Origin of the sequence: Pseudosulfitobacter koreensis (assembly GCF_024733015.1) — a bacterium.
GTDB lineage: Bacteria > Pseudomonadota > Alphaproteobacteria > Rhodobacterales > Rhodobacteraceae > Pseudosulfitobacter > Pseudosulfitobacter koreensis.
In genome coordinates this window covers 25,616-48,160 of sequence record NZ_JANKJG010000011.1, presented here as the reverse complement: position 1 = coordinate 48,160, position 22,545 = coordinate 25,616, and the positions used below count along the sequence as shown (strand labels likewise).

Sequence of the window (22,545 nt, the reverse complement as noted above, 5' to 3'; positions counted from 1 at the left end):
GTGCAGAATATTGACGCGCTACCCTTTGCACAATAGGTAGCGGCGGTATTGCGCGGTTATGCGCGTTCGATGTTAAGGATATAGTGACATGGCGAAAATGACGGAAGCTGGCATGACCAGCAAAGCGTGGCCCTTCGAAGAGGCCCGCCGCATCCTCAAACGCTATGAAAAGGCCCCGCCCGAGAAGGGATACGTGCTGTTCGAAACCGGCTATGGCCCCAGCGGCCTGCCGCATATCGGCACCTTCGGAGAGGTGGCGCGCACCACGATGATCCGCCGTGCCTTTCAGGAAATCAGCGACATCCCGACGCGCCTGATCTGCTTTTCCGACGATCTGGACGGCATGCGCAAGGTGCCCGGCAACGTGCCCAATCCCGACAACCTGCAGGAATACCTGCAGATGCCGCTGACATCGGTGCCGGACCCGTTCGAAAAGTTCGAAAGCTTCGGCCACCACAACAACGCGATGCTGCGCCGGTTCCTCGACACCTTCGGCTTCGACTACGAGTTCATTTCCGCCACCGAATTCTATGCCTCGGGAAAATTCGACGAGGTGCTGTTGCGCGCCGCCGAGAAATATGACGAGATCATGGAGGTCATGCTCAAAAGCCTGCGCGAAGAGCGCCGCAAGACCTACTCGATCTTCCTGCCGATCCACCCCGACACCCGGCGCGTGCTCTATGTGCCGATTAAAGAGGTCAACGCCGCCGACGGCACGATCACCTTCGACGACACGGACGGCACCGAAATGACCCTGCCGCTGACCGGCGGCAACGTGAAACTGCAATGGAAACCCGACTTCGGCGCGCGCTGGGCAGCACTCGAGGTCGACTTCGAGATGTACGGCAAGGATCACAGCACCAACACGCCGATCTACGACAGCATCTGCCGCATTCTGGGCTGGAAGGCACCCGAGCATTTCACCTACGAGCTGTTTCTGGACGAGAACGGCCAGAAGATCTCGAAATCTTCGGGCAACGGCGTCAGCATCGACGAATGGCTGACCTATGCCAGCGCCGAAAGCCTGTCGTATTTCATGTACCAAAAGCCCAAGACCGCCAAGCGGATGCATTTCGACGTGATCCCCAAGGCCGTCGACGAATACCACCAGCAATTGCGCGCCTACGAGGATCAGGACGACAAGGCGCGTCTGAACAACCCGGTCTGGCACATCCACGGCGGCGATGTTCCGACGTCGAAGATGCTGGTGCCGTTCTCGATGCTGCTGAACCTCGCCTCGGTCTCGCAGGCCAAGGACAAGGACCAGCTTTGGGGGTTCATCCAGCGTTATGCGCCGGATGCGACACCGCAAAGCAATCCCGACATGGATCAGGCGGCAGGCTTTGCCGTGCGCTATTTCAACGACTTCGTGAAGCCCAAGCGCACCTTCCGCCTGCCCACCGATCTGGAACGCGAGGCACTCGAGGCACTGCGCGACGAACTCAAGGCCTACGATGGCGCGCTGGACGACGAGGCGCTGCAATCCATCGTCTACGCCGTGGGCCGTGATCGTTTCGACCCGCTGCGCGCATGGTTCTCGGCGCTCTACGAGGTGCTGCTGGGCGCGACCCAGGGCCCACGTTTCGGCGGGTTTATCGCGCTTTACGGCGTCGATGAAACCGTGGCGCTGATCGACCGCGCGCTGGCGGGCGAACTGGTCGCCTGACCTGATTGATAGACGCGGGCGGGGACCTCTCCCGTCCGTGTTTTGCCGTGGGGCAAATTTACGCTAGGTTACCTCCCATTCATAAAGAGGTAAGCCATGTCACGATTTTTCTTGTCCATCCTTTTCGCTTTGACCCTGTCCCTGACCTTCGCGGTGCCCGCAAAGGCGCAGGAGGCCGGGATCGAAGACACGATCACCCGCCAGATCGAAGCCTTTCAGGCCGATGATTTCGATCAGGCCTTCGGCTATGCCAGCCCGTCGCTGCAAAGCATGTTCCGCACGTCCGAAAACTTTCGCCAGATGGTCACCCAAGGCTATCCGATGGTCTGGCGCCCGGCCCAGGTGGAATATCTGGAACAACGCTCCGAAGATGGCGCGATCTGGCAAAAGGTGCTGATCACCGACCAGAAGGGCGGTGTGCATGTGCTGGATTACCGGATGCTGCAAACCGACGAAGGCTGGAAAATCAACGGCGTGACCCTGCTCGACAGCAGCGCCGTGGCCGTCTGAATACACCCCGCCGATGCCGACCACCGTGACGGTGCTGTGAAGTCCCGTTAACGCCCGCACGCTACATCCTGCCCCCGGAACGGGTGGCGTCGCCCCCGGTCAGGTCAACACTGGCGATTGCAGGGGGGCGGATGAAGACCCTTTGCCGCGCCACGGGAAAGGGTGATACTCATGAACAAGGCAATAACCGACGGCGTGCTGCTGATGCCACCGCCGTTCGCAAACGGCTTGGGCGTCTATTCCAGCGGCGACGGCACGCCGGGGTCGGACACCTATGCGAATGCAGCCAACGCGGCCTTTGTCCCCGCCGATCAGGACTTTGCCGGGTGTCTTGAGATCCAGAAAAACGCCAGCACCACCAAACTGCGCTACATGGGCGAAACCCCGATGCTGCCCGGCTGCTATCTGCGCGTCACGGCGCGCATCAAGGCGATCAGTGGCAACCTGCCCTCGGTCCGCATCGCGGGCTTTGCCGCTGCAGCAGGCGGTGCCAACGTCGCGGGCGTGGTCCAGACAGGCGATGCGGTGCCCCTGACCAGCTACGGCCAGATCGTCGAGGTCAGCGCGATCATCGGCACCGGCGACCGGGGCGGCGTCGACATGGTCTGGGGCCGCCAGGCGCTCTATGGCCATTTCGGGCTGGACCTCACGGGACCGAACGGCGGCGTCGTGCGCGTCGACGACATCGTGATCGAAGACGTCACGCAGGTCTTCCTGCGCGATATGTTGGCCCAGGTCGATGTGCGCGACTACGGCGCGATAGGCGACGGCACCACCGACGACAGCGCCGCCTTCGATGCGGCCAATGCCGCGGCGGCAGGGCGGCACGTGCTGATCCCCGCAGGCGTCTACCGGCTGAACAGCGACATGACCTTCGACACCCATGTGCGCTTCGAGGGCACGCTCTCGATGCCGACCGAGGCGGTCCTGCTGCTGCGCCGCGATTTCCATCTGCCCGCCTACATCGACGCATTCGAGAACGAGGAACTCGCGTTCACCAAGGCGTTTCAGGCGCTCTTGAACAACGCCGACCATGAATCGCTGGACATGGGCGGGCGCAAGGTCAACGTGACAGGCCCCATCGACATGATCGCAGCCGTCCCCAGCAAGACCAGCTATGCGACCCGCCGGATCATCCGCAACGGCCAGTTCGAGGCGTCGGGAACCGCCGCTTGGGCCACGCAGACCACCACGTCGCAGGCCACCTACGACCCCGACAACGCCACGCGTCTCGACAATGTGGTGAACGTCGCCAACATCGAGGTGGGCAGCGTGGTCACGGGCAACGGCGTCGGCCGCGAGGTCTACGTGCGCTCCAAGAACGTGGCCCAGCAGCGCATCACCCTGTCGGCACCGCTCTATGATGCGGCGGGCACGCAGACCTTCACCTTCAGACGGTTCCGCTACCTGCTGGATTTCAGCGGCTTTTCAAGCCTGTCCAAATTCGGGCTGGATGGCATCGAATTCCAGTGCAACAACGTCTGCTCCGGTATCCTGCTGGCGGAATCGGGGCTCACGTTCACGGTGCAGGACTGCTTTATCTCGCGGCCCAAGGATCGTGGCATTTCCTCGCACGGCGGCGGCTGTCAGGGCATGATCATCGACCGCTGCCAGTTCCTGTCGTCGGAGGATGGCGCGGACATGTCCGACCGCGTGTCGATCGGCTTCAACGTCAACGCCAATGACGTCAAGATCCGCAACAACCGCGCCACCAAGTTCCGCCATTGGGCGGTGATCGGCGGCGGATCGTCGATCATCATCGGCAATCACTTCTTTCAGGGCGATACGGTCAACGGCGGTGTGCGCAGTGCGGGGCTGGTGATGGCCAAGCCGCACAGTTCGGGGGTGATCTCGGCCAACTATATCGACAACTGCTTTATCGAATGGACCAACGAGCACGACCAGGCCCCCGAATTCAACTCTGAATTCTCGTTCAGCGCGCTGTCGATCACCGGCAACACCTTCCTGTCGGGCGGCGTCGCGCCGTGGTTCAGCTATATCGTGGTCAAACCGCACGGCGCGGGGCACTTCCTGTCCGGCGTGTCGATCACCGGCAACAAGTTCCGGTCGATCAGCGGCAACATCGACAGGGTCGAACGGGTCGACACCTCCTTTGCCGATCTGGACCGCGGACGGTTCAAGGATATCGAGTTTCACGGCAATTCGTTCCACGGCATCAACACCTCCGTCGCCAACCCCCTGCGCCTGCGCCACGGCGAAGCCAGCCCATCGCAGACATGGGTGATCGACACGGACGGTCAGCTGCCCTTCGGCGGCCGGGCCGTGCAGGTTGCAAGCGTCACGGCCCACGGCCCGCTGCGCAATGGCAACAACGTCATCCAGTACGAAACGCCCTATACCGACCCCGAGGAAGGCCCGGACCGCGATCAGGTTCACCTGCACTGGGGTCAGGCGGTGAAGGGCACCGTGAACCTGACGGTCCGTCTGGACAATTAGGGGGGCCCGTCGTTTCAGGGCCCGCATCTCCCTCCGGTGCGGGCCTTTTGCCATCTCCCTCTCAAAAATCGCTCCAAAGTCCCAGCTTGATCCCATAGCGCTCGGATCGCCCCCGGATCGCCTCGACCCCCACGACATAGCTGAACCTGCCGCGCTCCGGCGTATAGACATAGGACGGCGTCAGGGTCGCGCTGCTGGTGCCCAGGCTGTCGGCTGTCCAGAACAGCTGCACCATCGCCTTGCTGTGCTCGTTGAATGTCAGACCCGCCGTGGTGTCGACCTTCAGGCTGCGCACCGAGGTGCCGAAATCCCACTGCGCGGCGCTGTCCACCGCCAGCCAGCCGTCATATTTCCCCAGCTTGATGCCCCGCCCATAGCTCAGGCCCAGCTTTGCCAGCGGTGTCACCGCCACATCCTGAAACGCAGCGCCCAGACCGATCTGATAGGCCCAGACGCCCTTGCCCCCGAACGGCAGGGCGCGGCGGGCAAAGACATGGCCGCTGCCCGATTGCCCCGCCTGCGTCAGCCTCATGTCGATGTCCAGCCCCACGGTGGTCCCAGCGGTCAGCCCGTATTCCAGATAGAACCCGTTCTGCGCATTGAACTGGTCGGTCACCCCCGTCGAGGTCGCGGCAAACCCCGTCCCCTGTTCGCGCAGCCACGCACCCGCGTCGGCGGACGCTGCGCACAGGCTGGCGCAAAGGATGGCGATCCGCAGACGCATGACGATCCCCCCGAAGTGGACCTTCATCTTGGGCGAGACATGGTTAACAGGGCGTTACCGTGCACCCACGCGCGCCCATCCGGGGAACCAACCCGCCGCCCCTGCGGTTAACTGACGACAAACACAGGATTTCAAAGCGTTCACAGGAGACCGTCATGAGCACCGGAGCAAAGATCGCCCTTGCTGTCCTTGCCATTCTGGCAATCATCGCAGGTGTTTACCTGATCGACCTCGACCAGATCGAAGATGTGGGCGACCACACCATCGACGCATCGCCCGCGACGGACCCCGCTGCCTGACAGATGGTCCGTTTCGGCCATAGGCTTGCAACCCGTCGCAGCCCCTTGGGGGCCTGCATCTTGCACCAGTGCAGACCCTCGGTGCAGTTGCGCACGTTGAGCGTGGGCGTGCCGCATGATAGGCCTTTGGCATGGTAAAACCCGCTCATCTTCTGGCGCTCGATCAGCGCGACGGCCTTCCCGACAGCCTGCGCGTGCTGGCCGATGCCTATCCGCGCGGCACGTGGGAACAGCACGAGAATTTCAACCAGATGATCCAGTTCTGGATGCAGCGGCACATGATGTTCCGCCAGCTGATGGACCTGCTGAACCAGGACGCCGAAAAGGTGATGGACCGCAAGATCGCCTTCAACGACTACGCGCCGCGCCTGTCACATTACGCGGGCGCGCTGCTGAACGAATTGCACGGCCACCACCACATCGAAGACGCGCATTACTTCCCGCAGCTGATCCAGCTCGATGGCCGCATCGAAAAGGCCTTCGACCTGCTGGAAAGCGACCACCTGGCGATGGACGGCCTGCTGCACGGCATGGCCGACGGCGCGAACGCCGTGCTTCAGGGCGGCGAAGTCGGCACCTTCCGCGACACCCTGACCAACTTCGGCACCCTGCTGGAACGCCACCTGACCGACGAGGAAGACATCGTCGTCCCCGTGGTGCTGGAAACGGGGTTCCGGGGGTAGGGCAAACCCCTACCGCTTCCCCCCGTACCGTGACTTGCCGCCGCGCATGCCGCCGCGGCCTCCGGTGCTGCGGCCAGATGCCTTCTGTGCGTCGCCCACGGCCTTTTCCACCGCGTATTGCCGCGCCATCGGATCGTCGGCGACCACCAGATCGACCGCTTCCAGCCGTTTGACCTCGTCGCGCAGCCTTGCGGCCTCTTCGAACTCCAGGTTCTCGGCGGCCTTGCGCATGTCGGTGCGCAGACCGTCCAGAACCGCCTGAAGGTTGCCGCCCGCGAGCCCCTTGTCGATCTTGGCGGTGACGCGGCTCTGGTCGGTGTCGCCCTTGTAGAGCCCCGCCAGAATGTCCTCGACGTTCTTCTTCACCGTCGCGGGGGTGATCCCGTGTTCGATGTTATAGGCGATCTGCTTGTTGCGGCGACGCTCGGTTTCGCCCATCGCGCGTTCCATGCTGCCGGTGATGCGGTCGGCGTACATGATCACCCGCCCGTCGGCATTGCGCGCCGCCCGCCCGATGGTCTGCACCAACGAGGTTTCAGATCGCAAAAACCCTTCCTTGTCCGCGTCCAGAATGGCCACCAGCCCGCACTCGGGAATGTCCAACCCCTCGCGCAGCAGGTTGATCCCGATCAGCACGTCGAAAGCACCCAGTCGCAGGTCGCGCAGGATCTCGATCCGCTCGATCGTGTCGATGTCACTGTGCATATAGCGCACGCGGATGCCCTGTTCGTGCATGTATTCGGTCAGGTCTTCGGCCATGCGTTTGGTCAGCGTGGTGCACAGCGTCCGCATCCCCTTGGCCGCGACCTTGCGCACTTCGTCCAACAGGTCATCGACCTGCATCTCGACGGGGCGGATCTCGATATAGGGGTCGATGAGGCCGGTGGGGCGGATCACCTGTTCGGTGAACACGCCGCCGGTCTGCTCGATCTCCCAGGCGGCGGGCGTGGCGCTGACGAACACCGATTGCGGGCGCATCGCGTCCCATTCCTCGAACTTCAGGGGCCGGTTGTCCATGCACGACGGCAACCGGAACCCGTGTTCCGCCAGCGTCATCTTGCGCCGAAAGTCGCCTTTGTACATGCCCCCGATCTGCGGCACGCTCACGTGGCTTTCATCGGCAAAGACGATGGCATTGTCGGGAATGAACTCGAACAGGGTGGGGGGCGGCTCGCCCGGCGCGCGGCCCGTCAGATAGCGCGAATAGTTCTCGATGCCGTTGCAGACGCCCGTGGCCTCCAGCATTTCCAGATCGAAATTCGTCCGCTGCTCCAGCCGCTGCGCCTCCAGCAGCTTGCCTTCGCCGACCAGTTGGTCCAGCCGCATCCGCAGCTCTTTCTTGATGCCGATGATGGCCTGGCTCATCGTCGGCTTCGGAGTCACATAGTGGCTGTTGGCATAGACCCGGATATGATCCATGTTCGCGGTCTTCTCGCCGGTCAGCGGGTCGAATTCCGTGATGCTCTCCAGCTCCTCGCCAAAGAACGACAGCCGCCACGCACGGTCATCAAGGTGCGCGGGAAAGATCTCCAGCGCATCGCCACGCACCCGGAACGCCCCGCGAAAGAACGCGGAATCGTTGCGTTTGTACTGCTGCGCCACCAGATCGGCGATCACCTGCCGCTGGTCGTAACTCTGCCCGACCTTCAGATCCTGCGTCATCGCGCCATAGGTCTCGACCGAGCCGATGCCATAGATGCACGACACCGACGCCACGATGATCACGTCGTCGCGCTCCAACAGTGCCCGCGTCGCCGAGTGGCGCATGCGGTCGATCTGTTCGTTGATCTGGCTTTCCTTCTCGATGAAGGTGTCCGACCGCGCCACGTAGGCTTCGGGCTGGTAATAATCGTAATAGCTGACGAAATACTCGACCGCGTTGTCGGGAAAGAACCCCTTGAACTCGCCGTAAAGCTGCGCCGCCAGCGTCTTGTTCGGGGCCAGGATGATCGCGGGGCGCTGGGTCTCCTCGATCACCTTCGCCATGGTGAACGTCTTGCCCGTGCCCGTCGCCCCCAACAGCACCTGATCGCGCTCGCCCGCGTTGACGCCCTCGGTCAGCTCCGCAATCGCCGTCGGCTGGTCGCCCGCCGCCTCGAACTCCGTGTGCATGGTGAACCGCTGTCCGCCCTCCAGCTTGGGGCGGTTCTTTACATCCGGCGCAGGGTTCGACAGCACCGGCGCAGAAGAGTCGGAGTGGGCATAGGGCATGGCAGTCTCGCTTTCATTCCCCAACTTGGTCCGTTTCGCGCAGGGCGCAAGGGGCAGGCAGGCCATTGATGTCAGTTTTTGTCAGCATTGCCCGCTGCGAATCTCTCCCGTTCAGCGCTGCCAGATCGTGCGCGGTATCAGTGGCAATGCACGGGCTGCGACCCGCCGTGGCAGCACTGGCCTGGAGGCGAAGATTTCCGGCAGCCGCCGCTGTGTGCAATGGTCGTCTGGCCAGCGAGAGTAAGCTGGACAGGCCCCGTTTTCGCCAGAACGGGCGCGGACACGGCCGAGGCAGCACAAAAGGAAAGAATTGCAAGATATTTCATGTTTTTTGACCTTTGATAAAAAGATTACCAAATAGTTAACGCATCGAAACTGAAACCGGTCAACTCTTTGCATGTCGCGCGCACGGGGGCGCCCCCCAGCCCCCGCGTCAAAACGCATCTTGCCCCAAGCGGCGAAATTGCCGATATATGCAAGACGTCAGAACAGGAGCCTGTCCATGCGCGCACGAATCTACCAACCCGCCAAGACCGCCATGTCCTCGGGCAATGCGCGCACCAAGGGCTGGGTGCTGGAATTCATCCCCGCGACCGCGCGCACGGTCGACCCGCTGATGGGCTGGACCTCCTCCGACGACACCCAGGCCCAGGTGCGCCTGCGTTTCGACACCCGCGAGCAGGCCGAGGATTACGCCCGCGAAAACGGCATCGACGCGGTGGTGCAAGACCCCAACAAGCGCAAGCCGAACATCCGTTCGGGCGGCTACGGCGACAACTTCGCCACCAACCGTCGCGGTGTCTGGACGCACTAGGCGACGGGAAGCGACGGGCGTTCGCGCGCCTCTCCGATACCCCAAAAAACGGCAGCCCACGGGGTCGCCCCAGACCCAAGGCCATGCCATGACCATCGCCCACCTCGTGACCCATTCGGGCGGCTTTCACGCCGATGAACTTCTGTCGTCGGTCCTCCTGACGCGCCTGTTTCCCGACGCCGCCCTGATCCGCAGCCGCGACAAGGCGTGGATCACGCCCGGCTCTGATCGCATCATCTATGATGTGGGGGGGCAGTTCGATGCCGCCGCGCAGATCTTCGACCACCACCAGCGCCCCAATCCCCTGCGCGAAGATGGCCAGCCCTACAGCTCGTTCGGGCTGATCTGGGCGCAGTACGGGCGCGACTACCTTGCCGCGATGGATGTGCCTGCGCGCGATATCGACGCCATCCATGCCTCGGTCGACCGCAATTTCGTGCTGCCTGTCGATCTGCTGGACAACGGTGCCGTGAACGCCTCCGAGGCGGGGCCGATCTTTGCGGGCATGACGCTGCCTGTCCTGCTCGAAAGCCTCAAACCTGCATTTGACGATCCGGCGGAGGATGCCGATGACCGCGCGTTCATGGCGGCCCTTCCCGTCGCCCGCGCCTTCGTCGAGGCGCAAGTCAACCGCCGCGCCGCCAAGCACCGCGCCGAGGCGATGGTGCTGGCCGCGATCGAAGCGGCAGGCGACAACCGCGTGCTGGAATTGCCGATGGGCATGCCGTTCCGCGCGGGCGTCGAGGCGTCGGGCGCCGATCATCTGCTGTTCGTGGTCCACCCGCGCGGGTCAGACTGGGCGCTGACCACGATCCGCACCGGCGACGACACGTTCGATACCCGCGCCGATCTGCCCGCAGCCTGGGCGGGCCTGACCGATGCGGCATTTGAGGCAGCCTCGGGCGTCACCGGCGCGAAATTCTGCCACAACGGGCGGTTCATCGCGGTCGCAGACAGCCGCGACGCGATCCTGCGACTGGCGCAATTGGCCGTGGCCGAGGCGGAATAGCCGCCCCGGCTTGATCGTCGGCTTAGTCGGCAGCCATGAACACGCCACAGGCGATGCGCGATCCGGCATCCCCGGACGGTTGCGATGTGTAATCATCGGCACCCGAATGCACGATGAACGCGGCGCCATCGCCGTCCATGATCATGCTTTCCATGTCCAGAAGCTCCAGAAACACGTCCGCCTTCAGCACGCCGTCGGCGCCCACGGTCATGTTTGGCATGTCACCCGGATGCGGGCCATTTTCGGCCAGAACGCCGTGCATCTGGTCCCCCGCAATGTGCCCCCCCGCCGATGTGAAATCGGGCGCAGAGCAATCGCCGGTCTCGTGCAGGTGCACGCCGTGCACGCCCTCGGGCACGCCGCTCAGGTCGATCTGCACCAGCGTGCGGCCCGAGAGGGTGTTGTTCAGGCCGACAGTGCCGGAAATCTCCGGCCCCTGCACGTCGGCCACGGCGTCCGGGCTCATGTGCCCTTCGGCAAAGGCGGGCAGGGCCAGCGGCAAGCACAATGTCGTGGCGAGAAGTGTCTTTGTCAGTCGCATGATGGTTCTCCCTTTGTGTGATAACACCTCAACACACGGCGGATTGCATGGTTCCCCTTGATGCACCGCGCGGCTTGGACCATAACCACGCCCAAGCGGTCCCTTAGCTCAACCGGATAGAGCAGCTGACTTCTAATCAGCAGGTTGAGGGTTCGAGTCCTTCAGGGATCGCCATCAGCTTTTCAATCCGTCACCGCCGCCCGCAGGGATCATGACCCCTGCGGCAAGCTCAGGCGGGTCTCTTCCCCCATCGTCGTCACCTCGACCCGAAGGGCAGGCGGCTGGTTGGCTTCTGCCCGTGACGATACCACCTTGGCGCAGGCGTCGGGGTCGCTGTCACAGATCAGGACTTCGCGCTCGGCGACCTGCCGCATGCGGAACACCATCGCCATCTCCGACTGCACATATGCGCCCTCGTAGCTGCTCAGCTTGTCCAGCGGGCCATAGATCAGGATCGGCCCTTCGGACGCCTCGGCAACCTCTGCCAGCGTGCGCGTCTCGGCCTGCCAGGGGCGATAGATCGTGTACTGGTTGAAGGTCTGCAACAGATAGCTCAGCACCACCAGCAGCGCCAGATTGCGCGCGATGCGTCCGCGCAGGCCGCCACCGTGGTCCAGACGGCTCAGCAGGGCCGCCGTGCGCAAAAAGATCAGCGCATAGAAAACCCAGGCAAACAGGAACGTCCGCGGCGGCACCTGCACGCCCAGCTTGAGCACCTGCAGCACGATCAGCCCCATGCCCATCAGCATGCCCGCATGCAGATACAGCGTCTCCATCGGGGCCAGACGCAGCATCATCAGCGTGGCCAGCACCAGCATCGCGATGTGGAAATAGGATGCAGGCATAAAGCCATAGCTGGTCACATCCAGCAGCGTCGCAAAGGTCTCGCGCAGAACGCCCAGGTTCGCGACCATGCCCGCCAGATCCGCCGCAGGCGTGGCTTCGCGCCAGTCCGCCAGCGGCACGCCAAAGATGCCGTGCACGTACCAGTTCAGCGTATAGGTCAGCAGCACGGCGGCGGCAAAACTGGCTACGAACAGCGTGCACAGCCCGATCAGGTCGCGCAGGCTGCGCTTCTCGGTGCGCACCAGGCAGACCGCCAGCAACAGCAGCGGATAGGTGGTATAGGCCCAGAAACTGACGATCACGAACAGCGGCAACAGCGTGCGCAACGTCCGCGGCGTCACCCAGCACGCGATCACCGCAAACAGCGTGACAACGGCAAGACCGGGGATCAGCGTGTTAAACCACAGCGAAATCAACGTGGCGGGCGGGGCGATCAGGATAAAAAGTGCCAGTACGCGCGCGAACCACGGATGCCCGTCGCGCCCCATCGCAGCTACGGCAATGGCGGCGGCCAGCACGGCCCAAAGCGCCTGATAAACGGCAAAGTTCAGCCAGGACGGCGTGACGAACCCGCGAATATGCCAGAGGTAATTCAGCCACCGACCTTCGTTCAGGGTCTTTTCCCAGAACCATTTCCCTTCCGCGAACAGCGCCGGATAATCATCATGGCGCATGAAGGGGTCGATCAGATTGGGCAGCGAAATCGCAAGGACCGCCAGCAGCGCCAGCGCAACCACGGGCCCCAGACGCAGCGCGGCGGGCCGGTCTTCGGCACGCGCGCGTGTCGTCAGCCCAGCGTCACCCGGCACATCCGCCGCGAGGGTCAAGCGGCACCTGTCTTGCCGGGCGCGTTCATCGCGATGATCCTGGCGCGCACCTGCGCGATGCGGGTCACGGTGCCGCGCGGCAGCGTCGACACGACGGCACGGCGCAACCGCCAGATCGCATCGCCGCCGTTTTGCACGGCAGCGCCCTGCGGCACCGCATGTTTGGTCACGCTCTCGGGCAGACCCTTGCGGCCTGCCTCGTTGACATACAGGACCGCGTTATAACGATACCACGGCTCGACATCGCGGTTCTTCGCCAGATGCGGGCGGATGCAGTCATAGGCGGTGTATCCGCGCGCCGCGAACAGGTCCTGCCAGAACGACAGCGGCTGCTCGTTGACGTGAAACTCGCCGCCCTGTCCGGTCACGGCTGCGGAAAACAGCACCCGGTCAGAGGCGCGCGTCAGACTGTCCACCAGCGTTTCCGACGCGGATGTCGGCAGGTGCTCGCCCACCTCCAGGCTTTGCGCCAGATCGAACCGGCGGTCGGTGAACACCGGCGCGGTCAGGTCGGCGGCCATGAAATCTTCGCGCGGCACCGCAAGCTGGTCGCGGTTCACATAGTCGCCATCGACGGCCAGCACGTCGGCCACGCCGGTCTTGCGCCATTCGTCCAGCCACACACCGCGTCCCGATCCCAGATCCAGCACCGATGTGGGGGCAAGCCACGGACCCAAAAGCCCCAGAAGCTGTTGCGCCGAGCGGCGCGCGCCCTGGTCGATATAGTCAAAGAATGTGTCGGAATAGATATGTGTCATGGAAAATCTCTCTCTCAGATAGCGGACTTGGCAAAGACCCACAGGGTCATGATTATGAAATTCTGCACCGGCAGCACCAGCATCACCATCAGCGCGGCCAGCCAAGGCTCCAGCCCCAGCATCGGGCCCAGCAGCCCCGTCACCAGCGCCGACGTCACGAACCCGCAGCCCGTCATCACGCCAAAGCGCAGAACCTGCCCCGGATCGGCCAGCCGACGTTCGAACGTGAACCGTGCCTGCCCCGCATATTGCGCCGCGATGGCGATCACAAAGGCCAGCGCATTGGCGGCCACCAGCGACATCCCGATCTGCAGGAATGCCAGATACAGCAGCATGTAAAGCACGGCGATCAACACGCCGATGATCGCAAAGCGAATGATGCGGGCGGGGGTGGCCACGGTCTCAGACCACCTTGCGCAGGGGCAGCGTCTCGGCGCTGCGGGTGTCTTCCGAGACAAAGTACAGCGGACGGTTCTTGGCCTCGACGTACAGTCTGCCGATATATTCGCCCAGGATGCCCAGCGTCAAAAGCTGCACGCCCGAGAACAGGCTGATCACCAGCACCACCGACGCCCAGCCGGGGGCGGTCTGGTACACGATCAGCGAATGCATCACGTAGATCATCATCAGAAAGGAAAACGCGAGGCTGGCAAAGGACATGCGCGTCGCGAACTTCAGCGGCTTGGTGGAAAACGCGGTCATCGCATCGACGGCGAAACGCATCATCTTGCGCAGGGGGTATTTCGTCTCGCCCAGCTCGCGGGGGGCGCGGGTGTATTCAATCCCGACCTGACTGAAGCCTGCCCATGCGAACATGCCGCGCACGAACCGCGCCCGCTCGGGCATCGACAGCACAGCGTCCAGCGCCTTGCGGCTGACCAGACGGAAATCGCCGGTGTCGCGGGGAATTTCGATATCCGACATCGCGTTCAGCGCACGGTAGAACATCCAGGCGGTCGCGCGCTTGAACACCGTCTCGCCCTGACGTTCCTTGCGGCGCCCGTAAACCACGTCATAGCCGCGATCCATCATGCCCATCATGTCACCCAGCAGTTCCGGCGGGTCCTGCAGATCGGCGTCCAGCATGAAGATCCGTTCACCCTTCGCCGCCTCAAGCCCGGCGGTCAGCGCCACCTGATGCCCGCGATTGGCCGACAGACGAATGCCGCGCAGCTGCGGACAGCTTTGCCCGGCGCGCTGGATTTCGGCCCATGTGTCGTCGCTTGATCCATCGTCGACCAGCAGGATTTCGGCCCGCGCCCCATAGGGCGCGATCGTCTGCGTCAAACGCTCGACCAGATATGGGACAGAGGCCTCTTCGTTCATACAAGGCACAACAACAGAGATCAGCATCACAGCCACCTTTGATCAGTTCATATGGCGAAGCTAGTGGGTAAATGTGTCTGGATTGCGGTCATGATTGGGAAGGATTTGGAAACATCGCCGCTGTCTGCGTGCACCGTCTCGCAGGATACGCCGCCGCGACGGGGGGCGGGGCGGGGGGCGCAGCCCGATGGCGCGAAATCCTGATCAGACCAGATTTATGTGATATTTCAATCCCGTGGGGGCATGTTATGCGGGCATTCTGCCGCGCGTGGCCTGCTGTTAGCCCCTGTCGGGCCTGGCCGTGCCACCCCCCTCGGGGCGGCGATTTTGCGGCACGGGGCCGCGGTGCGCCAATCAGGCTGTGCATTTTCCGTACACCGCAAAATGCGGGATCGGCCGTTTATTGTTTCCAAAACCGCGACCTGGGGGCGCTCCTCCCGAAACGGTGGTGCCGTGACACGCAAACCCCGTTTCCACTCCCGGTCCTGTCAGGTCATGCCGCCTGCGTCTGGCGCATCTGGTCCCAGCTCACGGCGGAACTGACGTTCATGATCGCCGCCTGCGTGTTGTCGCCGTCGATGTTCAGCTTTGGCCCCATCGGCACCGCACTGAACCCCAGACGCGTCATCCAGCGCTGAAAGATCGCGGGCACGATGCCGATCACGAACTTGGCACCTTGGGCGCTGGCCGAACTTGCCATCGCCTGCATCAGTTGCATCTGCACGATCATCCGACGCTCTGCGGTGACGTCCGGTGTGATGAACAGCCGTGTCGCCTCGATCACATGCGGTGCGACTGGCGCCGTTTCGTACAGCACCTTTTGCGGAATATCCGGCAGCAACCCGCGCTGCGCGTCCTTCAGCATATAGGTATAGCACCCGCAATGCGCCGTTGTCGGCAGCAGCCTGACACCGGCCAGCACGCGCCCGAACTCGTGCACGACCACCGCCGAGCTTTGCGGTGTGTCGTATTGATCGAACTCCATGCCATCGGTCTGCGGCAGGTCCCAACGCTTCTGGTCGATAAAAACCCGCTTTCTGGCGCGCAGGAAATCGACATAGAGCTCCCCAAACCGGTGCTGATTTGTCACAGATATGGTGGTCGCGGTAAGCCTGCCGGCCTGCGAATTTAGGGCACCTATGTTGACATATTCTGACTTTGGCTTATAGGAACCTTGGGTTTTGACAAGTTTTTCATTGCCTTGTGGGGCAAGGTGAGGGAGTCTCGAGGCACCTGTAGCCTTCTTTGCGAACATTTCCATCGTGTAGTGATACCCTTAAGATTGTGTTAACCACTAAGCATACAACTAGTACGATCCGTTCACGATTTCGCCACCTTATTGACAATTTTTCCCGTTAGGGTGGGTTTGTTGATTAATCTGCAACAATTACGGGCGACGCCCGCACTGGCTCGAGAATGACGGATGGAGATGCCTGACACTGCTGCTTTTGACGAGGGCGTATTGCCGAAGGCGGCTGTCACGTGGTCGGACAGGAACCGTCTCCACGACTATGCCGCAATCGGGCAAAAGCTCTTTGTGCAACGCATCGTCATATATTCCGCAGCGATGCTCCTGACGGGCTTCTATCTCGACTGGGCCACAGCCGTCTATTTCTACGCGGCGATCTGGCTTTGCGAAGCCTTCGACGCGCTGTCCCTGCGCAGCGTCCTCAAACGCGCTGCCCTGTCGCCGGGCGAGTTTCGCGTCGAAATAACGCGGATCTATGTCGTCACCTTTCTTGGTGCCCTCACCATCGCGCTGTTCAGCATCAGCATCGCCAGTTTGCAAGGCACTGATTCAGGGCACTTCTTTCCGCTGTTCATCCTGGTGTCGGCGTCTATCTTCGCCGCGATGAACAACCACCACTTTCTCAAGGTTCTGGGGCTTCGGCTGGTGATCTACGTCATCGCCATCCTCTACATTCCCATCCGCGACGTCTGGATCGAACGTCCGCCGCTGTCTTCCGAAATCTGGATGAACCTCTTCACCGTGCTCTTCGTCCTGGGTTTTATCGTCGAGTTGGCGCGCAACTTCCTGGTGGGCTATTCGGCGCAACTGGAAGGCCGTCAGGCGCTGGAGGCCGAACACAAGCGCACCCTCGCCGCCTACGAGGCCAAGACGCGGTTTCTGGCCACCGTCAGCCACGAGTTGCGCACGCCGCTCACGTCGATCAAGGGCGCGCTCGACATGATCAATTCGGGCCTTGTGGGCGAACCGCCCGACAAGATGAAGCGTTTGCTGGACATGGCAGGGCGCAACAGCGACCGGCTGGCCGATCTGGTGGGCGATCTGCTGTTCCTGCAATCCTCCGACGCGGGACGCCTGAACCTCAACATCGAACGCGTCGATCTTGCCGTGCCCGCGCGCGACGCGGTCGAACAGACGCTGCCGTATGCGCAACGTCTGGGCATCACGATCGAAATTCAGGCCGCGTCGGGCAGGTTCTGGATAAACGCGGACAAAAAACGCATCGAGCAGGTCATAGCGAACCTGCTGTCGAACGCCGCCAAGTTCTCGCGCAAGGGCGACAATGTCGTCGTTTCAATCGACAGCACCAACGCGCACGTCCAGCTGTATGTGCAGGATCAGGGCATCGGCATTCCCGCGGGCACGGGTGCAAAGATCTTCGAGGAGTTCTTCCAGATCGACGCGCAGGACGACCGCCAGTTCGAGGGCACGGGCCTGGGCCTCAGCGTGTCCAAACGCATCGTCGAGGCGCATGGCGGCACCATCACCTACGAAAGCGAGGTCGGTCTCGGCACGACCTTCTGCGTGGAACTGGACGCCGCCGATCTGCCTGCCGACCCGCCCGCTGACCCGCCCGCCTGACAGCACGCCTTGGCAAACCCGCCGGTTTTTGCCATCAGGTCACAACACTTCGGGGGCGCACGAAAGGCTTGTCATGTATCACCGCTATGCCATCTACGTCACGCCACAGCCTGACAGCCCGCTCGCGGATTTCGGCGCGCACTGGCTGGGTTGGGACAGCGCCACGGGCCAGCCGGTTGCGCAGCCCGACATCGCAGGGCTGGACCTGCCCGCGATCACCGCAGCGCCGCAGCCATACGGCTTTCACGGCACCGTCAAGCCGCCGTTCCGGCTCGGCGACAAAAGCACGCCCGACGCGCTGCTGGCCGATCTGACGACGCTCTGCACGCGTCTGGCTCCCGTCACCCTCGCGGGGCTGGAACTGGCGCGGCTGGGCGGTTTCTTTGCCCTCGTGCCGCGCGGCGACAGCGCCGCACTGGCCGATCTGGCAGCAGAGGTGGTGCAGAGGCTCGACGCCCACCGCGCGCCCCCGACCGAGGCCGAGATCGAAAAGCGCCGCGCCGCGCGCCTGAACCCGCAGCAAGAGGCGCACTTGCAGCGCTGGGGCTATCCTTACGTGATGGACCAGTTCCGCTATCACATGACCCTGTCCGGACGGCTGGAGGCCGACACCCGCGCGCCGGTGCAGGCGGCACTTGCAGAACGCCTCGCCGACATCCCGCTGACCCCTTTCGCCATCGACGCGCTGACCCTGCTGGGCCAGGACGACGCGGGGCGCTTTCACCAGATCGCACGGGTGCCGCTGGCCGGTATCGCCCCCTGATCCGTCGCGGCCTCAGGCCATCTCGTGCGTGCCCTGCAACGCGCGCAGCGCCTCTGCGGCAATCTCGAACGACCGCACCCGCGCCGCATGGTCGTGGATCATGCCCGTCACCATCAACTCGTCCGGTTGGTGCGCCTCGATGATCCGCGCCAGCCCCTCGCGCACCCGCGCGGGCGATCCTTGGGCCGAACAGGACATCGCCTGCTGCACGCCCGCCATCACCTGCGGCGGGATCTGCTCTTCGACGTTTTCCACCGGATAGGGCAGCTTGCCGGGCCGCCCCGTGCGCAGCCGCGCAAAAGCCAGCAGTTGCGAAGACCGCAGATATTCCGCCTCGGCGTCGGTTTCGGCGGCACAAACACCCGCCGCGACCATCACATAGGGCTTGTCCAACCAGGCCGACGGCTTGAAATCGCGCCGGTAGATTGCCAGCGCGTCCTCCAGCATCGCGGGCGCGAAATGCGAGGCAAAGGCATAGGGCAGCCCGAAATGCGCCGCCAGTTGCGCACCATAAAGCGACGAGCCCAGTATCCATACGGGCACGTTTGTCCCCTCGCCGGGAAACGCGCGCACAGCCGCCGTGCCGTCACCATCCGCCATGTAGTTGATCAGTTCCGCCACATCCTGCGGAAAGCTGTCCTCGGGCGCCATGTAGCGGCGCAGGGCCCGCGCGGTCGCCATATCGGTGCCCGGCGCTCGGCCCAGCCCCAGGTCGATCCGGTCAGGGTACAGCGTCGCCAGCGTGCCGAACTGTTCGGCCACCATCAGCGGCGCGTGGTTGGGCAGCATGATGCCGCCCGCACCCACGCGAATGCGCGAGGTGGCCCCCGCGACGTGGCCGATCACCACCGCCGTGGCGGCGCTGGCAATACCGGGCATGTTGTGATGTTCCGCCAGCCAATAGCGGTGATAACCCGCGGCTTCGGCGGATTGCGCCAGTGCCACGGTGTTGGAAAGCGCATCGGCGGCGGTCGACCCTTCGGGCACCGGCGACAGATCAAGAAGCGAGAAGTGTTGCATGTCAAAGAAACCTTTCCTTGACCTCAATCTAGGGGCTCGCGATCCCCAGACCAACCACCTGACTGATATCAATCTGCGGCAACAGGATCGAAACCGTGGTTCCCGTCCCACCCGACACGATCTGAACCCCGCCGCGAAAGTGTTCGGCGATGGAATGCACGATGGACAGACCCAGCCCCGTGCCCTTGCCCGCAGGCTTGGTGGTAAAGAACGGCTCGACCACCGACGCGCGGATCGCGGGCGCGATCCCGTGTCCGGTGTCGCACACCTCATAGCTGATATAACGCCCCGCAGGCAGCACGCGCCCGCCCGCCACATGCAGCTCGGCGGCCAGCACGATCCGGCGCGCCCCGACACGCAGGCTGCCGCCCTCGGGCATCGCGTCACAGGCGTTGATCACCAGGTTCAGGATCGCGGTCACCAGCTGGTTCTTGTCCGCGTGGATCATGTGGCAGTGCGGCAGGGGCTGCACCTTCATCGTGACCAGCGCCGCATTGGCGTCTATCGCCTCGGGCCGCGTCGGCGTCTTGCGGGCAAACAGCAGCAGTTCGTTCACGGTCGATGCCGCCTGCTCCGTGGCGGTCTGCGCCGCGGCCAGACAGGCCGCCCGTTCCGCCTTGTCGTCCATATCTTCAAGCAGTTCCAGATTGCCGATGATGACCATCAGGTTGTTGTTGAAGTCATGCGCAACCCCGCCCGCCATCTGCCCGATCGCCGCCAGCTTCTGCGATTGCGCCACCTCGTCCTTGGCGCCTTTTTCCGCCAGCGTCAGCTTGCGCGACTGCCAGATGGATTGCGCAAAGAACCCGACCAGCGCCAGCCAGCTCATCACCATCCCGCCCTGTGCAATCGGACTGCCCAATTCGGGCAGCACATGGTACGCCACAAAGGCCATGCTCAGCGACATCACACCGATCTGGCCCAGCACCGCAAACAGAAACACCTCGTTGCGCCGGATCAGATAGACCAGCGAACAGCCGAACAGCCCGGTGCCGACCAGGTTCAGCGCGCGGTCGTCCTGTATCACCATCCAGACCGGCCCCAGCACAAAGCTTGCCAGCACCAGCAGAAACAGGCTTTGCGCGATGCGCACGTCCCGCAATGACGCGGTCCCGACCCGGCTGCGCATAAACAGGTAATAGGCCAGATGCGCCGCGCCATAGCTTGCGATCCACAGCAGGCCCCACGGGTTTTCGGTATAAACCGCAAGCATGACGCTGCCCGCCGCGATGCCCGTCAGACGCACCAGCCATTCCGCCACGTCGGAATATTCCAAGGCGCGCAGGCGCGTGATTTCCGCTATATGGTTCATCTGTGGAAACCCTACAGGATCGCATGCAAAACGCATCGCAAATTTCCTTCCCGGCGGCCTTGTTCGCACTCGCTCTGACATACGCCTGCGAATGTGCCACTTATTCAGGCGCACACCCCGATAAGCCCCAATTCTCGCGCGCGCGGGTTGCGCCGAAGCGCACACGCCTCATACTCGGGCCACATGACCGAACGCACCCAACCCCTCAGCCGCCGTGTCCAGCACCTTGTCGCACAGATCTATCCCGATCTGGACGCCGCCATGCTCTCCGCCCAGATCCTCGACGCCTTCTGGCCCGAGGGCACAGAGCGGCGCAAGCGGGGCAGGGCGCGCGGCAACACGCTGTGGTCCGAAGCCGATGCGCTGGTCATCACCTACGGCAACTCGATCATCGACGGCGCGCACAAGCCGTTGGATCTGCTGAACGATTTCCTGCACCGCTACCTGCGCGGAGCGGTCAACTGCGTGCACATCCTGCCGTTCTTTCCCTACACCTCCGACGACGGCTTCGCGGTCTCGGATTTCCGCATGGTCAATCCGCAGCTTGGCGACTGGCCCGACATCAACCGCATCGCGGCGGATTTCAAACTGATGTCCGATCTGGTGCTCAACCACGTCTCAAGCCAGGGCAAATGGTTCAACGCCTACCGCCAGGGCCAACAGCCCTACGACAAGTTTTTCTTCGAAGCAGACCCCGCCGACGATCACAGCATGGTCGTACGCCCGCGCACCACGCCGCTGTTGCGCCGCGTCGACACCACCAACGGCCCGCGCCACGTCTGGTGCACCTTCAGCCACGACCAGATCGACCTTGATTTCCGCAACCCCGAAGTGTTGCTGGAATTCCTGCGCATCATCCGCCTGCACGTCGACAACGGCGTCGAGATCATCCGCCTCGATGCCGTCGCCTTCCTGTGGAAGGAACCCGGCTCGCCCTCGATCCACCTGCCGCAGACGCACGCGGTGGTGCAACTGATGCGCCTCTTGTGCGACTTCGCCCGCGAAAAGATCATCCTGCTGACCGAAACCAACGTGCCCAAGGCCGAAAACCTCAGCTATTTCGGCCAGGGCGACGAGGCGCACGCGATCTACAATTTCCCGCTGCCACCGCTGATCCTGCACGCGATGATGTCGGGCTCGGCGCAATATCTGCGTCGCTGGCAGCGCGGCATGCCGCCCGCCCCGATGGGCTGCGCCTATCTGAACTTCACCGCCAGCCATGACGGCATCGGGATGCGCCCCGCCGAGGGGCTGCTGCCCGAGGACGAGAAACAACAGGTCATCGACACCGTGCGCGACATCGGCGGGCTGGTCTCGATGCGCACGCTGCCCGACGGCGGGCAAAGCCCCTACGAGCTCAACACCACCTTCTACGCCGCGATGGCGCGCACCTTCAAAGGGGCCGACGCCTACCATTTCGACCGCTTCATCTGTTCGCAAACCATCGTCATGTCGCTGGAAGGTATCCCCGCCTTCTACATCCATTCGCTGCTGGCCACGCCAAACGATCTGGACGGCGTCGAACATCGCGGCATGAACCGCGCGATCAACCGCCACCGCTGGGATTACCCGCAGTTGCGCGATCTGCTCGACGATGCAGACACCCCGCAGGCGCAGGTGCTGGATGCACTGACCGCGCGCCTGAAACTGCGCAAACGTCAGACCGCGTTCCACCCCAACGCCACCCAGTTCACCGTCAACATGGGCGACGACCGCATCTTCGGCGTCTGGCGTCAAAGCCTCGACCGCCACCAGTCGATCTTTGCGCTGCACAACATCAGCGACGAAACCGTCACCATCTCCTCCGAGGCGCTGAACCTGATCGAGGATGTCGCCTGGCACGATCTGCTCTCGGGCGAGGGCGTCGACCCCCTCGGCCCCGAAATCACGCTGGAACCTTACCAATGCCGCTGGATCAGCAACCGCAACTGATGCGGCCAGATCTGACC

At 63.3% G+C, this 22,545-nt stretch carries 20 protein-coding genes and 1 tRNA gene; 11 read left to right on the top strand and 10 right to left on the bottom strand.

What is annotated here, in order from left to right; genetic code table 11:
• The first annotated feature begins 88 nt into the window (after positions 1 to 88).
• From NTA49_RS14085 to NTA49_RS14075, 3 genes are all read left to right on the top strand, one after another.
• Positions 89 to 1,666 carry a lysine--tRNA ligase gene (locus NTA49_RS14085; RefSeq protein WP_261368331.1) on the top strand — a complete coding sequence of 526 codons (1,578 nt, stop codon included), beginning with the start codon at positions 89 to 91 and terminating at the stop codon, positions 1,664 to 1,666.
• Between the two features lie 96 nt (positions 1,667 to 1,762).
• Positions 1,763 to 2,176 carry a DUF4864 domain-containing protein gene (locus NTA49_RS14080; protein WP_258295436.1) on the top strand — a complete coding sequence of 138 codons (414 nt, stop codon included), beginning with the start codon at positions 1,763 to 1,765 and terminating at the stop codon, positions 2,174 to 2,176.
• Positions 2,177 to 2,347: 171 nt separating this feature from the next.
• On the top strand, positions 2,348 to 4,633 hold the full coding sequence (locus NTA49_RS14075) for a glycosyl hydrolase family 28-related protein (RefSeq protein WP_258295435.1): 2,286 nt from the start codon (positions 2,348 to 2,350) through the stop codon (positions 4,631 to 4,633).
• A 61-nt stretch (positions 4,634 to 4,694) separates the two neighbouring features.
• Here the strand turns inward: NTA49_RS14075 and NTA49_RS14070 are convergent, their stop codons facing one another.
• Complete coding sequence (locus NTA49_RS14070; RefSeq protein ID WP_258295434.1) at positions 4,695 to 5,384, bottom strand: hypothetical protein; 690 nt, start codon at positions 5,382 to 5,384, stop codon at positions 4,695 to 4,697.
• A gap of 128 nt (positions 5,385 to 5,512) precedes the next feature.
• Here NTA49_RS14070 and NTA49_RS14065 point away from each other — a divergent pair, with 128 nt between their 5' ends.
• Together NTA49_RS14065 and NTA49_RS14060 are read left to right on the top strand one after the other, a co-directional pair.
• Entirely contained in the window at positions 5,513 to 5,656 is a 144-nt protein-coding gene (locus tag NTA49_RS14065) for a hypothetical protein (protein WP_258295433.1), read from the top strand.
• A 131-nt stretch (positions 5,657 to 5,787) separates the two neighbouring features.
• Positions 5,788 to 6,339 (top strand): hemerythrin domain-containing protein, encoded by a 552-nt coding sequence (locus NTA49_RS14060; RefSeq protein ID WP_258295432.1) that lies wholly within the window; start codon positions 5,788 to 5,790, stop codon positions 6,337 to 6,339.
• Positions 6,340 to 6,348: 9 nt separating this feature from the next.
• Here the strand turns inward: NTA49_RS14060 and uvrB are convergent, their stop codons facing one another.
• Positions 6,349 to 8,550 (bottom strand): excinuclease ABC subunit UvrB, encoded by a 2,202-nt coding sequence (gene uvrB, locus NTA49_RS14055; RefSeq protein ID WP_261368330.1) that lies wholly within the window; start codon positions 8,548 to 8,550, stop codon positions 6,349 to 6,351.
• A 502-nt stretch (positions 8,551 to 9,052) separates the two neighbouring features.
• On the opposite strand from uvrB, the gene NTA49_RS14050 reads away from it, so the two are divergent.
• Both NTA49_RS14050 and NTA49_RS14045 read left to right on the top strand, forming a co-directional pair.
• Positions 9,053 to 9,364 carry an ETC complex I subunit gene (locus NTA49_RS14050; protein ID WP_258295431.1) on the top strand — a complete coding sequence of 104 codons (312 nt, stop codon included), beginning with the start codon at positions 9,053 to 9,055 and terminating at the stop codon, positions 9,362 to 9,364.
• An 88-nt stretch (positions 9,365 to 9,452) separates the two neighbouring features.
• Complete coding sequence (locus tag NTA49_RS14045) at positions 9,453 to 10,373, top strand: MYG1 family protein (RefSeq protein WP_258295430.1); 921 nt, start codon at positions 9,453 to 9,455, stop codon at positions 10,371 to 10,373.
• Between the two features lie 22 nt (positions 10,374 to 10,395).
• Here the strand turns inward: NTA49_RS14045 and NTA49_RS14040 are convergent, their stop codons facing one another.
• On the bottom strand, positions 10,396 to 10,914 hold the full coding sequence (locus NTA49_RS14040; RefSeq protein WP_258295429.1) for a superoxide dismutase family protein: 519 nt from the start codon (positions 10,912 to 10,914) through the stop codon (positions 10,396 to 10,398).
• A 97-nt stretch (positions 10,915 to 11,011) separates the two neighbouring features.
• Between NTA49_RS14040 and NTA49_RS14035 the strand changes: the two genes are divergently transcribed.
• A tRNA-Arg gene (locus tag NTA49_RS14035) sits at positions 11,012 to 11,088 on the top strand.
• A 35-nt stretch (positions 11,089 to 11,123) separates the two neighbouring features.
• Here NTA49_RS14035 and NTA49_RS14030 read toward each other — a convergent pair.
• The 5 genes from NTA49_RS14030 to NTA49_RS14010 form a co-directional block, all read right to left on the bottom strand.
• Complete coding sequence (locus NTA49_RS14030; RefSeq protein ID WP_258295428.1) at positions 11,124 to 12,587, bottom strand: hypothetical protein; 1,464 nt, start codon at positions 12,585 to 12,587, stop codon at positions 11,124 to 11,126.
• Complete coding sequence (locus tag NTA49_RS14025) at positions 12,584 to 13,345, bottom strand: class I SAM-dependent methyltransferase (RefSeq protein ID WP_258295427.1); 762 nt, start codon at positions 13,343 to 13,345, stop codon at positions 12,584 to 12,586. Before NTA49_RS14025 ends, NTA49_RS14030 begins: the two co-directional genes overlap by 4 nt.
• 14 nt (positions 13,346 to 13,359) lie before the next feature.
• On the bottom strand, positions 13,360 to 13,743 hold the full coding sequence (locus NTA49_RS14020; protein ID WP_258295426.1) for a GtrA family protein: 384 nt from the start codon (positions 13,741 to 13,743) through the stop codon (positions 13,360 to 13,362).
• A gap of 4 nt (positions 13,744 to 13,747) precedes the next feature.
• Complete coding sequence (locus NTA49_RS14015; protein WP_258295425.1) at positions 13,748 to 14,698, bottom strand: glycosyltransferase family 2 protein; 951 nt, start codon at positions 14,696 to 14,698, stop codon at positions 13,748 to 13,750.
• Positions 14,699 to 15,164: 466 nt separating this feature from the next.
• Positions 15,165 to 15,761, bottom strand: a complete 597-nt coding sequence (locus tag NTA49_RS14010; RefSeq protein ID WP_258295424.1) for an acyl-homoserine-lactone synthase — start codon at positions 15,759 to 15,761, stop codon at positions 15,165 to 15,167.
• Positions 15,762 to 16,100: 339 nt separating this feature from the next.
• Here NTA49_RS14010 and NTA49_RS14005 point away from each other — a divergent pair, with 339 nt between their 5' ends.
• Both NTA49_RS14005 and NTA49_RS14000 read left to right on the top strand, forming a co-directional pair.
• Positions 16,101 to 17,501, top strand: a complete 1,401-nt coding sequence (locus NTA49_RS14005) for a sensor histidine kinase (RefSeq protein ID WP_258295423.1) — start codon at positions 16,101 to 16,103, stop codon at positions 17,499 to 17,501.
• A gap of 73 nt (positions 17,502 to 17,574) precedes the next feature.
• Complete coding sequence (locus NTA49_RS14000; protein WP_258295422.1) at positions 17,575 to 18,264, top strand: DUF1045 domain-containing protein; 690 nt, start codon at positions 17,575 to 17,577, stop codon at positions 18,262 to 18,264.
• A gap of 12 nt (positions 18,265 to 18,276) precedes the next feature.
• On the opposite strand, the gene NTA49_RS13995 is transcribed toward NTA49_RS14000, so the two are convergent.
• Both NTA49_RS13995 and NTA49_RS13990 read right to left on the bottom strand, forming a co-directional pair.
• Complete coding sequence (locus NTA49_RS13995) at positions 18,277 to 19,284, bottom strand: LLM class flavin-dependent oxidoreductase (protein WP_258295421.1); 1,008 nt, start codon at positions 19,282 to 19,284, stop codon at positions 18,277 to 18,279.
• A 28-nt stretch (positions 19,285 to 19,312) separates the two neighbouring features.
• Entirely contained in the window at positions 19,313 to 20,596 is a 1,284-nt protein-coding gene (locus tag NTA49_RS13990; protein ID WP_258295420.1) for a sensor histidine kinase, read from the bottom strand.
• Between the two features lie 183 nt (positions 20,597 to 20,779).
• Between NTA49_RS13990 and NTA49_RS13985 the strand changes: the two genes are divergently transcribed.
• Positions 20,780 to 22,528, top strand: a complete 1,749-nt coding sequence (locus tag NTA49_RS13985; RefSeq protein WP_258295419.1) for a sugar phosphorylase — start codon at positions 20,780 to 20,782, stop codon at positions 22,526 to 22,528.
• The last annotated feature ends 17 nt before the right edge of the window (positions 22,529 to 22,545 follow it).

Excerpts from the sequence above, each read along its gene's own strand:
- NTA49_RS14080 (WP_258295436.1), top strand. The coding sequence starts at position 1,763 with ATGTCACGATTTTTCTTGTCCATCCTTTTCGCTTTGACCCTGTCCCTG.
- NTA49_RS14040 (WP_258295429.1), bottom strand. The coding sequence starts at position 10,914 with ATGCGACTGACAAAGACACTTCTCGCCACGACATTGTGCTTGCCGCTG.
- NTA49_RS13990 (WP_258295420.1), bottom strand. The coding sequence starts at position 20,596 with ATGAACCATATAGCGGAAATCACGCGCCTGCGCGCCTTGGAATATTCC.
- NTA49_RS14045 (WP_258295430.1), top strand. The coding sequence starts at position 9,453 with ATGACCATCGCCCACCTCGTGACCCATTCGGGCGGCTTTCACGCCGAT.
- uvrB (WP_261368330.1), bottom strand. The coding sequence starts at position 8,550 with ATGCCCTATGCCCACTCCGACTCTTCTGCGCCGGTGCTGTCGAACCCT.
- NTA49_RS13985 (WP_258295419.1), top strand. The coding sequence starts at position 20,780 with ATGACCGAACGCACCCAACCCCTCAGCCGCCGTGTCCAGCACCTTGTC.
- NTA49_RS14060 (WP_258295432.1), top strand. The coding sequence starts at position 5,788 with ATGGTAAAACCCGCTCATCTTCTGGCGCTCGATCAGCGCGACGGCCTT.
- NTA49_RS14070 (WP_258295434.1), bottom strand. The coding sequence starts at position 5,384 with ATGAAGGTCCACTTCGGGGGGATCGTCATGCGTCTGCGGATCGCCATC.
- NTA49_RS14085 (WP_261368331.1), top strand. The coding sequence starts at position 89 with ATGGCGAAAATGACGGAAGCTGGCATGACCAGCAAAGCGTGGCCCTTC.
- NTA49_RS14000 (WP_258295422.1), top strand. The coding sequence starts at position 17,575 with ATGTATCACCGCTATGCCATCTACGTCACGCCACAGCCTGACAGCCCG.
- NTA49_RS14005 (WP_258295423.1), top strand. The coding sequence starts at position 16,101 with ATGCCTGACACTGCTGCTTTTGACGAGGGCGTATTGCCGAAGGCGGCT.
- NTA49_RS14015 (WP_258295425.1), bottom strand. The coding sequence starts at position 14,698 with ATGCTGATCTCTGTTGTTGTGCCTTGTATGAACGAAGAGGCCTCTGTC.
- NTA49_RS14065 (WP_258295433.1), top strand. The coding sequence starts at position 5,513 with ATGAGCACCGGAGCAAAGATCGCCCTTGCTGTCCTTGCCATTCTGGCA.
- NTA49_RS13995 (WP_258295421.1), bottom strand. The coding sequence starts at position 19,284 with ATGCAACACTTCTCGCTTCTTGATCTGTCGCCGGTGCCCGAAGGGTCG.
- NTA49_RS14050 (WP_258295431.1), top strand. The coding sequence starts at position 9,053 with ATGCGCGCACGAATCTACCAACCCGCCAAGACCGCCATGTCCTCGGGC.
- NTA49_RS14025 (WP_258295427.1), bottom strand. The coding sequence starts at position 13,345 with ATGACACATATCTATTCCGACACATTCTTTGACTATATCGACCAGGGC.
- NTA49_RS14075 (WP_258295435.1), top strand. The coding sequence starts at position 2,348 with ATGAACAAGGCAATAACCGACGGCGTGCTGCTGATGCCACCGCCGTTC.